The sequence below is a fragment of the Flavobacterium sp. Sd200 genome (genome assembly GCF_009826935.1).
Classification (GTDB): Bacteria; Bacteroidota; Bacteroidia; order Flavobacteriales; family Flavobacteriaceae; genus Flavobacterium.
On the sequence record NZ_WUMN01000001.1, the window covers coordinates 14394 to 28872 of the forward strand.

The following is a 14479-nucleotide window of genomic DNA, read 5'->3' on the forward strand; positions in this document are numbered from 1 at the left end:
TTTTGTATTTGTTTATTTATTTAACAAATATAAGTAAACAAATTATTATTTTTATTTATGGTAAATATAAAATAAACCTCAACATATTTTCTCCCTGGTTTGTATATGGATTCAAGAAACTTGGTTAAATTTTATAGAAAGTAACAATACATTACTACATTTGCACTTTAATATGATATATGGTAAGGAAAGACGGTCCTATCATTATAATAGATGATGACGCTGATGACAGGGAAATATTAAAGGAAATCCTTGATGGTTTGCGTTACCCCAATGAGATAGTTTGTTTTACAGACGGTTATTCTGCCCTCGATTATCTGGCGGGGGAGTCCGTAAATCCATTTATCATTTTTTCGGATGTGAATATGCCCAAAATGAGCGGATACCAGTTCAGGGACAGTATATTGGCAGATGAAAATTTACGCCGTAAATGTGTGCCCTTTATTTTTATAACCACTTCAGCAACAGATGCAACTATTGCGAGGGCCTATGAGCAGTCTGCACATGGTTTTTTCCACAAGCTGAACGATTACCTTCAATTCCAGCAGGCCATGGAGCACATTGTAAAGTATTGGCTTACAGCGGATGCCCCGGTTTTCCCAAACCCACTGGCATCATTTTAAAGCCCTATTTGTATTTGGGTTACCGGAAGGATAATTTCAAATGTAGTACCGAGGCCTATTTCGGACCACACGGATACTGTACCGTTATGGCGTTGCACTATTTTATGGCAAAGGGAAAGCCCCAGCCCGGTTCCATCATAGGTATCTTTTGAATGTAGCCGTTTAAAAGGCTCAAAGATCTTATCAACGAATTCTTTCTCGATGCCAATGCCATTATCGGCTATTTCAATCTTGATGCAGTCACCCGAAGGTTTACTCAACAAATGGCTGGTTATGTTTATGTGCGGCCGTACTGCCTCACGGGAAAACTTCAGGCTATTTCCAATTATGTTGTAGAACAATTGGCTAAGGAGTACATGTGCGCCCTGTATATCAGGAAGCAGCGACCGGTTAATAACAGCGTCCTTCTGCGTTATCACCAGCTCCAGGTCACCCAGGACCTCGGAAAGCAGTACATTAAGGTCGATTTTCTGTACACTGAATGCGGCGGCATCCATAACGGAGTAGGCCAGTATATCTTCAATCATGCTGTGCATCCTTGCTGCCGATTTTTCGATTTTTGCGGCGTAGAGCGTACGTGCCTTACTATCGGGTTCCAGCATATCATTAAGCGCACCGGTGAAAAAACGTATTTTACGCAGGGGTTCCTTAAGGTCATGGCTGACGGCGTGTGCAAACTGGGAAAGGCTTTCGTTTGAACGCAGCAATTGCCGGGTACGCTCGTCTACCTTTAACTTCAGTTCTTCTTCAAATGATTTTTGTTCTGTAATATCCTGTACTGTTCCAAACAGGCTTTTGGTATCCGGCGAATCAATATAAAAACCGTTAATGCGCAGCCACCTCACTTCTGAATTGTTGTGGATAATCCGTAACTCATAGGACATTTTCCCGGTTAGTTCCGCTTCCCGGTGAGATTGCTCCCTTATGTGCAGGTCATCGGGGTGAAGTTTGCCAATCAGATCATAATTTGTGATGGGGTCTGTTATCCTCCATATTTCCTTAAATATCCCGGAGGTTTTTATATCACCGTTTTCCAGGTTGATTTCATAGGTGCCCAGCTTAGCATTTTCAATTGCGAGCGTAAGCTTTTCTTCTGCTTCAGCTGCATGGTTTTTGGCCATGACCAGTTCGGTTACGTCTGCCGCAGTATTCATAACACCGTAAACCGTTCCGTCAGGTGCCTTTAGGGGAGTGAACGTATAATTAAAATAATGGACTTCTTTTATTCCTTTCTTAATAAGGTCAACACGCCTGTTTGTAGCTATATAGGGCTCACCGGTGTCTAAAACCTGCCACAGCTGTTGATAAATACCCATGCCCTGCAATTCAGGAAGTATTTCGATATAGGACCTGCCTATAATGTCATCGCCTTTTCCCCAGGCATCGATAAGTGCCTTATTGGCCAGCACAACGGTAAGTTCACGCCCGGTGAAGACCCCAATAGGGAAAGGCGCGCTTAGCACGACATCTTCAAGTTGCTGGTAATAGTGGTGATCTTTTTCCATAGGCATTATACGTCCTGTAAATTTAACTTATAAATAGTTATTGCCCATTAAAAACGGGCTTGTGCGGTAATTTTAACTATTGTTCAAGTACAGCTTTTACATGATTATAATTTACATGGCGACGTCGCTCAAATAATTCGTAAAAAAGCTAAGGCAGTATATTTGCAATAGAATAAGAGGCAACCTGTAATAAGCACCCTATAAATAAGCGGTATGTTTACAGGTTCAATAGATGGTAAAGGTAAGGATCCCTTTTGCACCAAATGATAAATTACTTATAATGTTTAGAAGAAATTTCATGCATAATTAGCGATTATCTAAAATATTTTCATTCATTTCCATTCGGAGTGGGAATGTATAATCCATAACTTTTACAACTTCTCTGGATAACTGCTTCCTGTCCCGGGCTTTTATTTTTTCCAATAGAGGGGCATTTTCGCGTATTTTTATTTTCAGGTAATACTCCCAGTAGATAGTACCCAATAATAAATTGACAAAGCCGTTATCGTGCTTTGTCTTGATAATTGAAATGCTTTCAATATCGCGCACCCGGAATACCACCTCGAGGTTACGGTACCTGACTTTAACGGTATCATCCTGCACCAGGATGTATTTATTGCGTTGCATGGTAATGGAGGAATTATTCAGGCTAAATATAGAAATGAATATAGAATCTTGCAAGTACCTTCACATTACAGAATCCGTATTTATTTATACTTAATATGAATTGCTGCATCATTCCCATCTGCTGATATATAAAGGTTATTTTTGGAGTATAAGATATTACTATGATCCAATTCAAAGACCAGAGGCTGGTACAATTTGGCCAGCGTGTCCGTACATATCGTGAAGATAAGGGCTGGAGCATCAACGATGTTGCTGCCCGGGGCTACCTTAGTAAAACGGACCTTCAGGCTATAGAGTCCGGCAGCAGGAACTTTGGCTTTACCACGCTGCTTGAACTCTCCAAATCACTTGCTACTACACCCTCTGAGCTGTTTGATTTCGAATTTGATATTTAAGTAGTATGTGTGAGCGTCACTTTTGTACCTACGGCAAGCTCGCTTTCAATGGTAATCTCTATATCCAGTAGTTCACAGATCCGTTTCACGATGGACAGGCCCAGGCCGCTGCCTTTTGTCTGGATATGCTCATCGGGCCGTGAACGGTAAAATGATCCAAATACTTTCTGCTGTTCCTCTTTTGCAATGCCTATGCCATTGTCTGTCACTTGTAGCAGGATACTGCCTTTACCTGCACTTGCCGATAATGTTACTATCCCGTCAGGTTTAGAATATTTTACCGCGTTTGAAACTAGGTTTTCCAGCACCACGGATAACAGGTATCCGTCGGTTTTCATATATAGGTTCTCGGCAACATGTGTTTCAACCTTTATATTTTTTTCTTTGATTGCCTTTGCGTTGCGGGAAAGGGTATCTAAAACAAGCACACTGATATTGGTGTGTTCTACTTTAAGTGCTTCTTTCTGGCTTTCAAATCTTGCAAGTAGCAAGAGCTGGTCTACCAATAGGTTGATACGGTCTGTTTCGGCGATGCAATATTTAATTGTTTCTACAAATTCTTCCTGGCTGCGTGGCTTGCGTATCAGGACTTCAAGGGTGCCTCTTACAACGGCGAGTGGGGTCCTTAGTTCGTGAGAGGCATCAGAGGTAAATTGTTTTTCCCTGAGTACAGCGCTTTCAATACGGTCGAGCAGGTTATTGATGGTTTGGGATAGTGTGTATAATTCATCTTTATTTCCCGGATAGGCAATCCGCTCATAAAGGGTGTTACGGGAAATCCTGCCAGCAGTCTCAATAATATTGTTTACCGGCTTTATACTCCTGCCTGCTACAAGGCGGGTAACGGCAAACAGTATAATGAGCAGCAAGGGGTAGGTAATAAACAATACCCTTTTGAGGTTATAAAGCAGGTTTCCGGCATCCTGCAACGGGACGGCTACCAGTATATACCCTACAACTGTATCTTTGAAGCGGACCGGTACCTGAGCCTGCCGTACGGGTATGTCATCTAGCAGGCTGTCGTAAAATATGTCTTCAGTGAGGGTTCTGTATTTGAGTTTTGACTCTTTAAGGTTGGGTGACCGGTCGGATAGCTTTCCATGCCGGTCCGTAAACTGTATGAAAATGGGGTTAATGTCAAGGGTATTGTGTTCTTTCTCATACCATTCTTCCTTTTCGACTGAAAATCCGGCAGGCGTAACCGTTATTTCGGTATAAAGGTCGTCCACCTCTTTTTGCAGGTCATTATCAAGGCTGCTGTATACACCACTGCTTACGATCAGGTAAATTAACGCAAAAACAAGCAACACCAGTATGGCAGCAGTGATGCTGTAGAAAAGCGCGATCCTGTTCCTGAATGCTATTGCCATGGTTTTAAAATTCTGCAATGTAGCCGATTCCCCGAATGGTCCTTATAAAGTCAACTTCCTTGTCGAGTTCGAGCTTTTTACGGATACCGTTGATAAAGACATCAATTACGCCCGTATCGTATTCAAAGTGGATATCCCACACGTCATTAATGATCTGGGCACGGGTACACACCTCATTTTTATGCTGTACAAGATAAGACAATAATTCAAATTCACGCTGGGTAAGGTTTACTGCCAATCCGTTTTTAAGGACTTTATGTGCCGTCAGGGCGACGGTCACGCTACCTATAACAATATCTTTTTGCCTTTCTGTTTTTGCCCGCAGCTGTACCCTTATTCTTTCCAGTAACTCCTCAAAACTAAACGGCTTTTTGATGTAGTCGTTAGCACCGGCCCTCAGCCCGTCGATAGTGTCCTGAATGGTGTCCTTTGCAGTAAGAAAAATTACCGGCGTATCCACCTGCCGCTCCCTTAGGGCCTTGCACACTTCAAGCCCGCTAAGCACCGGTAGCATCCAGTCCAGCAAAATAACATGCGGTTGTTGTTCCAGGGCCAGGGCCAGCCCGCTTTTCCCGTCGTTTGCTGCCAAAACCTCGTACCCTTCTTCGCGCAGTCCCTTACCCAGGAAGTTAATTATACCTGTTTCGTCTTCAACTATAAGTATTTTCATAGGTTTAAAATCTCCTTAAAGGTACGCAAGTTACTTATACCTGATATTAATACTGATAATATCCGAGTTCAGGTTGGTAGAACGAGTATAATGGCCGTAGCGTATTTCGAGCAGGTTGAGGCGTTCAATACCAAAGAGCCCGTGCACTGGTGTCATGCGCAACCCGATGCCCACGAAGTTGCTGTTGAACTTTGAAAGATCGTAATTACTGGTGTAAAAGTCACGCTGCGGGCCGTGCATCTGGTAACCATCAAAATATTTGGCAGCAGTCTGGGTATAGTACCTGTAAAACGGAGATACCGAAAGGAACGGGGTAATCTTTACCGGAACTTCAAGCTCTGCCGTATGGGATTGTATGCCCCAGTCATCGGTGTAGAAACGGTAATACCCCCTCAGGATAATATTGTCGCCCAAAAAGTAACTGGCGCGTGCCGCCAAAGGTATTTTAAGGCGGCTGTCGGGTAGCTTTTCCTGATGCACAGAGCCATCGGTAAAATATACCCTGTGAAAAGGCAAGCTAAGGTAGCCCTGCTGCTGCACTATGTCGGCCTGGAAGAGTACCTGGAAATCGCGGTTGATAATCTGCGAATAGCTTAACGACCCCACAAAGGTATTGCGCGAGGCGTTACCCGAATCATCAGTACCGGGCAGCCCCCGCAGTTCTACGGGCGCAAGCAGCTTTACCTGGTCGAGGTAGGCCTGTAACTTTGCGGTAAACTCACCGTTACGGTCTTTTGTTTTTTGGGAAAAACTGATGTTCCCGCCAAAAGACTGGTAGTCGTATTCGGTGGAGGACGAAACCCCTATGCCAAAGGCACGGCCCTTTGCCTCGTTTTCGCGGATGTAGTTCAGCGATGGATATACCCTCATATCCGAAGAAGAAGCCGAAGAATTCGCATGCAGGTCTATTTTATCCGATGACGCCGAAGAATAATGGTCGACACCTACCTCAAAATCCCAATTGTGCTTAATGCCGTTTTCACCGAACTTAACCAGGCGTACATCTATTGCATTGGAGATATCGTTAAGTTTCTCGGTGCCTGTTCCACCGGTTACCGCAGAGTTATTACCATCCTGCTTGTAGTAGCTTGACACCAGGTTTATTTCTTCCAGCTTTAATTTCCGAGGTTTGTATGCTGTTGAATCTGTGGGCTGTTCCTGGGCGTAGATTTTCATAAGCCCTAAAAGGGCCAGCCCTGTTATAAATATCCTTTTCATGTTGTTGCTGCGCTGTTATGGGTTAATTGCATCCACACCCGCCGCCGCTTTTCCCGGCATTGGCGCCCGATGAGCCTTCCCTGTAGGACTGGAAGCTCAATTCGGTTTTTTCTACTTTACGGTTCGAGAGGGACATCTCCCCATCGTTGATTTTGTTTTTCTGGTACTCTTTTACGGGCGAGCAGGCGCTGGCAAGGACAGCAGCGATAGCGGTAATGCTAAGAAGGGAGCGTTTCATGTGGGGTAAGGTTTATGTTTTTTGAGGTATACAGTTTATTGTTGTCGTCAATGATAATACAATGCAGGTCCGGTAGCTGGTCGATAAGGTATAAGCCTGCTTTGATGCCCATTACCGCAATCGGGGTGGCCATGGCGTCGGCAAATTCTGCATTGCTGCTGATTACCGTTACACTCTTAATGCCGGATATCGGCAACCCTGTTTTAGGGTCAATGGTATGCGAATACTTTTTGCCGCCTATCATCACGTATTTTTCATAGTTGCCAGAGGTTGCTACCGCTTTGCCCGACACATCCAGGTAGGAAAAAATATCTTCCGGGTGGTCAGGGTTGGATATTCCAATCCGCCACGGGTTGCCGGATGGCTGCCCCCCCCAGGCGGTAAGGTCGCCACTGGCATTGATGATGCCGCTTTGCACCCCGTTTCGGATGAGCAGGCGCCTGGCCATCTCGGCCGCATAGCCTTTACCAATACCCCCAAAGCCGATGCGCATCCCTTTGTTTTTGAGGAGCACCGAATTGTACTGTTCATCGAGTATAATATTGCGGTAATCGATGAGGTGTACCATCTTCAGCGCCTGCTCTTTTGGCGGTAGCGCTGTCATGGTTTTATCAAAATTCCATAAGGTTTTGTCGATGCTTCCGTAGCTGATATCGAAAGCACCCTGCGTGATTTGGGAAATGCCGATGCTGCGCTTGATCAGGTCAAAAACTTCAGCAGCCACCGGTACAGGGGCTATCCCGGCATTCTCATTGATCAGGGCAGTTTGGCTGTTGTTACTGAACGTCGTAAGCAACTTTTCGATACGGCGTATTTCTTCAATAGCGGCCTGTATATGCACCTCCGCCTCTTGTATACCAGGGCTCACTACCGTAATGGTAAAAGTATTGCCCATCAGTTTTAATGACTGTGAGAACTCCTGCATAAAATATCTATTTATGGGAATTGCAGGCTGCCTTGATTTCCGTTGCCCACCCGTCAACGGTAGCTTCCGGTTTCCCTTTCCAGGATTTTATAACTTTGCCGTCAGTATCTAGCAATAGCGTGAGTGGAAAGCTACCTTCCTTATTATATTTTTCGGCCAGCGCCTCATTCTTTTTGGTCTGTTCTTCTGAAAGCTGGTTTTTCTTTTTCCTAGGAAAATCAGCGTTTAATAGTACCAGGTTGTCTTTGGCCATGTTGGCAAAGGCTTCGCTGTCAAAGTAGTCCTTACGGGTAGCTACGCAGGGCGCGCACCAGTCGGAACCTGAAAAATTAAGCAGGATGAATTTATGTTCCTCTTTAGCGATTTTCTGGGCAGTGGAAAAGTCGGTTTCCCATGTAATGGGAAGGAACGCTACAAATAGCAGGCAGGCTAAAAATTTCATTGTGAGTAGTGTTAATTGTTATAACAAAATAACGCACTACCTACCTTTTAGCTTGTGTGGATTCGCTTAAGGTTTGCTTAAGATTGATTATAAAAAAAGAGCCCCGAATTACACTGGGCTCTAAGATTAAAACCAGAGGGTTCGAAGCTCCTGTTTGATGCAAAATTACTAATTATCGCCTAAATTTGAAATATACAAGTAATTAAAATTGTCGTTTTAAAAATATCCTATCATGTAACGACTATCGGTGCGTCATAGATTACACTACTGGCTACGATACCTGCACATCAAAAACATAGCCGACAAGCGCAGAAGCAGTCATGGCAACTGTTCCCCATATACAGATACGCATGACCGCTTTCATTTTATTTGACCCCCCTGCACCGGCAGCCATTATACCGGAGATGGCAAGGAATACTATCGAAAAACCGTATTGTAACGGTATCATATAACGGAGCGGTGCGAATACTGCTACAAGCAGCGGTAATATCCCCCCGCAGATGAATGCCAGTGCAGATGCCATTGCAGCCTGGAACGGTTTAGCCTGTGTAACGTCATTTATACCCAGTTCATCGCGGGCATGCGCCTCAAGTGCATTGTGTGCAGTCAATTCTACGGCGACCTGTTGTGCAAGTTCCTGCGATAAACCGCGCGTTACATAAATTTGGGTTAGTTCCTTAAGTTCCGCTTCCGGTATTTCTGCCAGTTCCCTGGCTTCCCTTTCCAAGTCTGATTTTTCGATATCGCTCTGCGAACTTACCGATACGTATTCACCGGCTGCCATAGACAACGCCCCTGCAACAACCCCTGCTAGTGCAGCCAATACTATAGGATCCCGGGTTTGGCTTGCAGCTGCAATGCCTATAACGAGGCTGGTAGTGGAAAGTATTCCATCATTGGCGCCAAGCACGGCAGCCCTGAGCCACCCACTACGGTTTATGAAGTGCTGTTCGTTTTGCATAATACTCAATTTGACATTAAAATAGTGGAAAATTTAATTCATGACTGAATTCTAAGTTTGTAAATGGGCGCGATTAAGGCTTGTTTAATCTAATTTACATAAGATATTTAATATTACAGTCATATTCTGGACTGGAATTCAATAACTAAAATAAATTAAGTGTTTAATTTACATTTTTCATATTTTTGGAATCTATTATAACGATATAGTATCCATGAGAAGACTCAGTACCAAATCAAATATCATGAAAGAGTTATTTTTATCGCTGTGTTTTTGCAGTGTAAGCACATTTGCGCAATCCTTTCAAAAAACCAAAACGGGTATTAAAACTACCGCAAATGGCAATAGTATAGAAATACAGTTTTACGACCCCTCAATAGTGCGGGTTATTAAAGTTCCTGATAGTAATACCTATGTGAAAGAGAGTCTGTCGGTTGTATTATCACCTGCAAAAACTGCCTTTAAGGCGTCCGGATCCGCCAACATTGTTACTGTATTGTCAGAAAAAGTTAAGGTAACCGTAGATCTTACAACAGGTAAGGTGGGTTTTGCATCTGTTTCTGACACAGGATTACTTGAAGAAAAAACGAACGGAACCGCATTTACACCATTTAACGATAACGGTACAGCAACTTATACTGTTTCCCAATCCTTTGTATTAGAAAAAGAGGAGCCTATTTATGGGCTGGGCCAGCACCAGAGCGGAACGCTCAACCAGCGAAACCAAAAGTACCACCTTGAACAGGGTAATGTGGAAGATGCCATTACGTTTTTCCAATCGGTTAAAGGATACGGCCTGTTTTGGGATAATTACGCGCCAACTGAATTTACCGATGACTCTGACGGTACCACATTTACATCGCAGGTGGGCGATGCTGTAGATTACTATTTTATGTATGGCGGCAATGCTGACGGGGTTATAGCAAACATGAGGAAACTTACAGGTGAGGTGCCCTTATTCCCATTATGGACCTACGGCTACTGGCAGAGCAGGGAGCGCTACAAAAGCCAGGCAGAACTGGTTGAGGTAGTAAAAAAATACAGGGAACTGGGTGTGCCACTGGATGGTATTATCCAAGACTGGCAATACTGGGGCAATAACTATTTGTGGAATTCCATGGATTTCCTTAACCCCGAGTTTCCTGATGGGAAAAAAATGGTGCAGGATGTACATAACCTTAATGCCCATATGATAATTTCCATATGGTCTTCCTTTGGTCCCAATACCAAACAATACGGCGACATGGATGCTAAGGGGATGTTATTTAACATCAGGACCTGGCCGGAATCGGGTTCGGAGATATGGCCGCCAAAGATGGATTATCCATCTGGCGTACGCGTGTATGATGCATACAATCCCGAAGCCCGTGATATATACTGGAACTACGTAAACAGCGGCTTGTTTTCTACGGGTATGGACGGCTGGTGGATGGATTCCACAGAACCCGACCACTTCCATCCCAATGATGCCGATTACAATACAAAAACCTTCCTGGGATCTTTCCGCAAAGTGCGTAATGCTTACCCTTTAATGACAGTAGGGGGGATGTACGACCACCAGCGTAAGACAACGTCAGACAAACGGGTGTTTATCCTGACGCGTTCTGCTTTTGCTGGCCAGCAACGCTATGGTGCCAATACGTGGTCGGGCGATACAGGTTCAAGCTGGGATGCATTACGGAAACAAATACCGGCAGGGTTAAATTTTTCACTTTCTGGCATACCGCATTGGAATGCCGATATAGGGGGCTTCTTTGCAGGCGAATATAAAAAAGGGAAGTATGCCGATAAGGGCGCCCAAAACCCGTTGTATCAGGAATTATACGTCCGCTGGCTGCAATTCGGCACCTTTACCCCAATGATGCGTTCGCATGGTACCGATATTCCAAGGGAGATTTACCAGTTTGGAAAAAAGGGAGAACCCATATTTGATGCAATAGAGAAGTTTATAAACCTGCGCTACACACTCCTGCCGTATATTTATGCTACCTCGTGGCAGGTTAGCGCACACAACTCTACCTCTATGCGTGCCTTGTCTATGGACTTTGCAGAAGATAAAAAAGGGTGGGGTATAAACAATGAATACATGTTTGGCAAATCCATTCTTGTAGCGCCTGTAGTCAACGCCCAGTATACCCCTGAGGCTGTGGTTAACGTAAATGAAGAAAGCGGCTGGAATAAACAAACAGCTATCGAAAACAATGCCCAGGCAGGTGTTGATTTCACAGCCGAAAAAACTGCTAACGTATACCTTCCGGCAGGCGCCTCATGGTATGACTTCTGGACCGGCGAAAAAATCAACGGAGGACAGGAAATCAATGTGAAGACAAAAATTGACATGATACCGCTGTATGTTAAGGCAGGCAGCATACTACCCATTGCCCCTCAGGTGCAATATGCAACAGAAAAAAAATGGGATGACCTGGAGATAAGGCTATACCCTGGCGCAGATGGCACATTTGTACTGTATGAAGATGAGTTTGATAACTATAATTATGAAAAGGGCGCTTATACAGAGATAGCTTTTTCATGGAATGACAAGACAAAGAAACTTACCATCGGCAACCGAAAGGGCGCTTATAATGGGATGCTTCAAAACAGGAAATTCAGGGTGCTGCTGCCTTCCGGAGAAGAGAAAACTGTAAATTACAACGGCAAAAAAATTACCCTTTCATTTTAGCTTCAAACAAAATGTGAAAGTGTTATCTGAATCTACTGACCTGATTCGGTTAAGCTTCATATTATTAAAATATATATTATGCATAGACGGGATTTACTTAAAGGCGGTACAGCACTATTGTCTGCCCTGGTTTTAGAAAAAATTGTGGCAGGGCCACTAATTGATACAGGCCTTTTTGATATGCCTTTTGAACCTCTGGCTAAAGGGCCTTTTAAACCCACATGGGAGTCCTTACAGGGATATACAGTCCCAGATTGGTACAAGAATGCAAAGTTCGGCATATGGGCGCACTGGGGGCCACAGTGCCAGCCCGAGGCAGGTGACTGGTACGCCCGGAATATGTACATGGAGGGCAGTTGGCAGTATGAATATCATATTAAAAAATACGGGCATCCATCGGTTTTTGGGTTTAAGGATGTCATCAACGAATGGAAGGCCGAAAACTGGAATCCTGATGAATTGGTATCGTTATATAAAAGTGCCGGTGCACAGTACTTTATGGCACTGGCAAACCATCATGATAACCTTGACCTTTATGACAGTAAATACCAGAAAAACTGGAATTCAACCAAAGTGGGGCCTAAGAAGGACATTATAGGGGCCTGGGCAAAGGCAGCCAAAGAAAACGGGTTGCCGTTTGGCGTAAGCGTACATGCTGCGCATACCTGGAGCTGGCTTGAAACGGCACAGCGGTCAGACAAAAAAGGGCCTTATGCAGGCGTAACTTATGATGGGAAACTGACGAAAAAAGACGGTAAAGGCGAATGGTGGGATGGCCTGGATCCTCAGGAATTATATGAGCAAAATCACCCGCTGAGTGAAAACAGCTTTGATGACGGTATGATACACAGGCAATGGAACTGGGGCAATGGCGTCACACCACCCAGCAAAGAGTACTGCGAAAAATTTTACAACCGTACCATTGACCTGATCAACAAATACAATCCTGACCTCATTTACTTTGATGATACTGCATTGCCGCTGTGGCCGGTAAGTGATGCTGGACTGCGCATTGCTGCACATATGTACAACAAGAGTATTAAAGATAGCGGGACGCTTAAAGCCGTAATTACAGGCAAAATACTGGACGAAGGCCAACGTAAAGCCATGGTGTGGGATATTGAGCGCGGGCAGAGTAATGCCATTGAGCCCCTTACCTGGCAAACCGATACCTGCATAGGGCAGTGGCATTATGACAGGGGTGTTTATGAGCGTAAAGAATATAAAACCGCACAAACAGTAATACATACACTTATAGACGTTGTGAGTAAAAACGGCAATCTTATGCTTAATATTCCCATGAGAGGTGATGGCACTATCGATGAGCTGGAGCGCAAAATAGTGGAAGAAATTGGTGTGTGGATGCGTGCAAACAGTGAAAGTATCTACGGTACCCATCCATGGAAAATATTTGGAGAAGGTCCTGCGCAGGAGGGGGCTGCAGCCTTAACCGCCCAGGGCTTTAACGAAGGAAAGGGCGAGCCGTTTACCGATAAAGACGTTCGCTTTGTTGTAAAAGGGAACGACCTTTTTGCCACAGTAATGGGGTGGCCGTCCTCTGGTGAAGTGCTGATAAAAAGTTTACACTTGGGCAATCCCTACCGCGAATCAAAAATTAGCAGTGTCCGGTTGGTTGCCACTAATGATTCGCTGAAATTTGAGCAGACAGGGGAAGGGTTGAAGGTGTACTTTCCGAAAAGTAAACCTGTGGCGCCGTATGCGAATCCTTTAATATTAAATTAAAAAATACTATTTAATTGCAGCATTGTAAATAGTTCGGCTTTACCTATGTTACAGTCTCTAATTTTTACAATTGTCTTGGATTTTATTTCATATCGCTTAATACGGGAAATGAAAAAGCTGCTCTTTTTAGGGAGCAGCTTTTAGAGAAAACCCAAACTTTCCCTATATAACCCAAATTAACTTACACTTATAGTCAACTCTTCAATTTGTCCAGTACTAATGTCTGGATTTGCCCCGGTCGCGGCCGCTACCAAAGCTCCCATAGCACAAGCATCATCCAATGCTTTCTGGGGCGTTTCCTTAACAAGAAGTTTCATTATCAGCGTCGCCAGGAATGAATCGCCGGCACCAACGGTGTCAACCACTTTTACTACGTAACCACTATTGCTGTACAACTGGTCATCCCACAATAGTATCGCGCCATGCTTACCCTTAGTAACACAAATCGCTTTGGAGCCTGTTTTTTTCGCGATAAACTCCATATTATCTTCCAAAAGGTTATCGTGAGAACCAAGTTTACCTGCAATTTCAATTAGCTCTTCGTCGTTGAACTTAATGAAATCAGCTTTTTTCATCAATTCTAAAAGGGTATCAATTTCGTAGTGTGGGGGCCTGAGATTCACATCAAAAACTTTATAGCCGTCTATTTCCAACAGCTTCAATAAACTTTCTTTCGACACTGCGTCACGGCAGGCAAGGCTTCCGTAAATCATCACATCAGCTTCCCGTACCAAATTAAAGACATTCGGCGTAAGTACGATTTTATCCCAAGCTGATGGATAGCTGATTTCATAACTGGCACTGCCACGCTCGTTCACGTAGACCTGTACCAGCCCGGTAGGATAACCTTCAACTGTTACAATGCCTGTAGTATCCAAGCCCTTTTCTTGTACATAACTGATAATCTCTTCACCATCAGTATCTTTTCCAATTGCACTTACCATTGCGGCTTCACAGCCCAGGCTTTGCATCCTTAAGGCCAGGTTAAGGGGAGCCCCGCCAATTTTTTTCCCGTCAGCAAATACGTCCCAAAGTACCTCTCCAAAAGATACTGCTTTTATTTTTCTATTATTGCTCATCAA

The 14479-nt window shown here is 44.1% G+C and carries 14 protein-coding genes; 4 read left to right on the top strand and 10 right to left on the bottom strand.

Annotated features, from left to right (window positions below; translation table 11 throughout):
- The first annotated feature begins 179 nt into the window (after positions 1-179).
- Positions 180-623: a response regulator gene (locus GR160_RS00090; protein WP_160747813.1), complete on the top strand. Its 444-nt coding sequence runs from the start codon at positions 180-182 to the stop codon at positions 621-623.
- Here the strand turns inward: GR160_RS00090 and GR160_RS00095 are convergent.
- Together GR160_RS00095 and GR160_RS00100 are read right to left on the bottom strand one after the other, a co-directional pair.
- The gene (locus tag GR160_RS00095) at positions 620-2128 is read right to left on the bottom strand and encodes an ATP-binding protein (RefSeq protein WP_160747814.1); all 1509 of its coding nucleotides are present in this window, start codon (positions 2126-2128) and stop codon (positions 620-622) included. The genes GR160_RS00090 and GR160_RS00095 overlap by 4 nt on opposite strands.
- Positions 2129-2434: 306 nt before the next feature.
- A complete protein-coding gene (locus tag GR160_RS00100) occupies positions 2435-2755 on the bottom strand; it encodes a hypothetical protein (protein WP_160747815.1) in 321 nt (106 codons plus the stop codon).
- A gap of 161 nt (positions 2756-2916) precedes the next feature.
- Between GR160_RS00100 and GR160_RS00105 the strand changes: the two genes are divergently transcribed.
- A complete protein-coding gene (locus GR160_RS00105; RefSeq protein WP_160747816.1) occupies positions 2917-3150 on the top strand; it encodes a helix-turn-helix domain-containing protein in 234 nt (77 codons plus the stop codon).
- Here GR160_RS00105 and GR160_RS00110 read toward each other — a convergent pair.
- From GR160_RS00110 to GR160_RS00140, 7 genes are all read right to left on the bottom strand, one after another.
- Entirely contained in the window at positions 3147-4520 is a 1374-nt protein-coding gene (locus GR160_RS00110; RefSeq protein ID WP_160747817.1) for a HAMP domain-containing sensor histidine kinase, read from the bottom strand. The two genes, GR160_RS00105 and GR160_RS00110, sit on opposite strands and share 4 nt — an antisense overlap.
- A gap of 4 nt (positions 4521-4524) precedes the next feature.
- A complete protein-coding gene (locus tag GR160_RS00115) occupies positions 4525-5190 on the bottom strand; it encodes a response regulator transcription factor (protein ID WP_116787891.1) in 666 nt (221 codons plus the stop codon).
- A gap of 30 nt (positions 5191-5220) precedes the next feature.
- Positions 5221-6408 carry a DUF3570 domain-containing protein gene (locus GR160_RS00120; protein WP_160747818.1) on the bottom strand — a complete coding sequence of 396 codons (1188 nt, stop codon included), beginning with the start codon at positions 6406-6408 and terminating at the stop codon, positions 5221-5223.
- 22 nt (positions 6409-6430) lie between these two features.
- Positions 6431-6646, bottom strand: a complete 216-nt coding sequence (locus GR160_RS00125) for a DUF4266 domain-containing protein (protein ID WP_160747819.1) — start codon at positions 6644-6646, stop codon at positions 6431-6433.
- Positions 6627-7571, bottom strand: coding sequence for an FAD:protein FMN transferase (locus tag GR160_RS00130; RefSeq protein WP_160747820.1), 945 nt, complete (start codon positions 7569-7571; stop codon positions 6627-6629). Before GR160_RS00130 ends, GR160_RS00125 begins: the two co-directional genes overlap by 20 nt.
- Positions 7572-7578: 7 nt before the next feature.
- On the bottom strand, positions 7579-8013 hold the full coding sequence (locus tag GR160_RS00135) for a thioredoxin family protein (RefSeq protein WP_160747821.1): 435 nt from the start codon (positions 8011-8013) through the stop codon (positions 7579-7581).
- A 271-nt stretch (positions 8014-8284) separates the two neighbouring features.
- A complete protein-coding gene (locus GR160_RS00140) occupies positions 8285-8974 on the bottom strand; it encodes a VIT family protein (protein WP_116787896.1) in 690 nt (229 codons plus the stop codon).
- A gap of 244 nt (positions 8975-9218) precedes the next feature.
- Here GR160_RS00140 and GR160_RS00145 point away from each other — a divergent pair, with 244 nt between their 5' ends.
- Positions 9219-11654: a TIM-barrel domain-containing protein gene (locus tag GR160_RS00145; protein WP_160747822.1), complete on the top strand. Its 2436-nt coding sequence runs from the start codon at positions 9219-9221 to the stop codon at positions 11652-11654.
- Between the two features lie 78 nt (positions 11655-11732).
- Complete coding sequence (locus GR160_RS00150; RefSeq protein WP_160747823.1) at positions 11733-13397, top strand: alpha-L-fucosidase; 1665 nt, start codon at positions 11733-11735, stop codon at positions 13395-13397.
- Positions 13398-13573: 176 nt separating this feature from the next.
- Here GR160_RS00150 and GR160_RS00155 read toward each other — a convergent pair whose 3' ends face one another.
- A complete protein-coding gene (locus GR160_RS00155) occupies positions 13574-14476 on the bottom strand; it encodes a carbohydrate kinase (RefSeq protein ID WP_160747824.1) in 903 nt (300 codons plus the stop codon).
- Positions 14477-14479: the final 3 nt, after the last annotated feature.

Coding starts and splice junctions, on each gene's coding strand:
- GR160_RS00090 (WP_160747813.1), top strand. CDS start 180: ATGGTAAGGAAAGACGGTCCTATCATTATAATAGATGATGACGCTGAT.
- GR160_RS00120 (WP_160747818.1), bottom strand. CDS start 6,408: ATGAAAAGGATATTTATAACAGGGCTGGCCCTTTTAGGGCTTATGAAA.
- GR160_RS00155 (WP_160747824.1), bottom strand. CDS start 14,476: ATGAGCAATAATAGAAAAATAAAAGCAGTATCTTTTGGAGAGGTACTT.
- GR160_RS00110 (WP_160747817.1), bottom strand. CDS start 4,520: ATGGCAATAGCATTCAGGAACAGGATCGCGCTTTTCTACAGCATCACT.
- GR160_RS00140 (WP_116787896.1), bottom strand. CDS start 8,974: ATGCAAAACGAACAGCACTTCATAAACCGTAGTGGGTGGCTCAGGGCT.
- GR160_RS00145 (WP_160747822.1), top strand. CDS start 9,219: ATGAAAGAGTTATTTTTATCGCTGTGTTTTTGCAGTGTAAGCACATTT.
- GR160_RS00130 (WP_160747820.1), bottom strand. CDS start 7,571: ATGCAGGAGTTCTCACAGTCATTAAAACTGATGGGCAATACTTTTACC.
- GR160_RS00150 (WP_160747823.1), top strand. CDS start 11,733: ATGCATAGACGGGATTTACTTAAAGGCGGTACAGCACTATTGTCTGCC.
- GR160_RS00125 (WP_160747819.1), bottom strand. CDS start 6,646: ATGAAACGCTCCCTTCTTAGCATTACCGCTATCGCTGCTGTCCTTGCC.
- GR160_RS00100 (WP_160747815.1), bottom strand. CDS start 2,755: ATGCAACGCAATAAATACATCCTGGTGCAGGATGATACCGTTAAAGTC.
- GR160_RS00095 (WP_160747814.1), bottom strand. CDS start 2,128: ATGGAAAAAGATCACCACTATTACCAGCAACTTGAAGATGTCGTGCTA.
- GR160_RS00105 (WP_160747816.1), top strand. CDS start 2,917: ATGATCCAATTCAAAGACCAGAGGCTGGTACAATTTGGCCAGCGTGTC.
- GR160_RS00115 (WP_116787891.1), bottom strand. CDS start 5,190: ATGAAAATACTTATAGTTGAAGACGAAACAGGTATAATTAACTTCCTG.
- GR160_RS00135 (WP_160747821.1), bottom strand. CDS start 8,013: ATGAAATTTTTAGCCTGCCTGCTATTTGTAGCGTTCCTTCCCATTACA.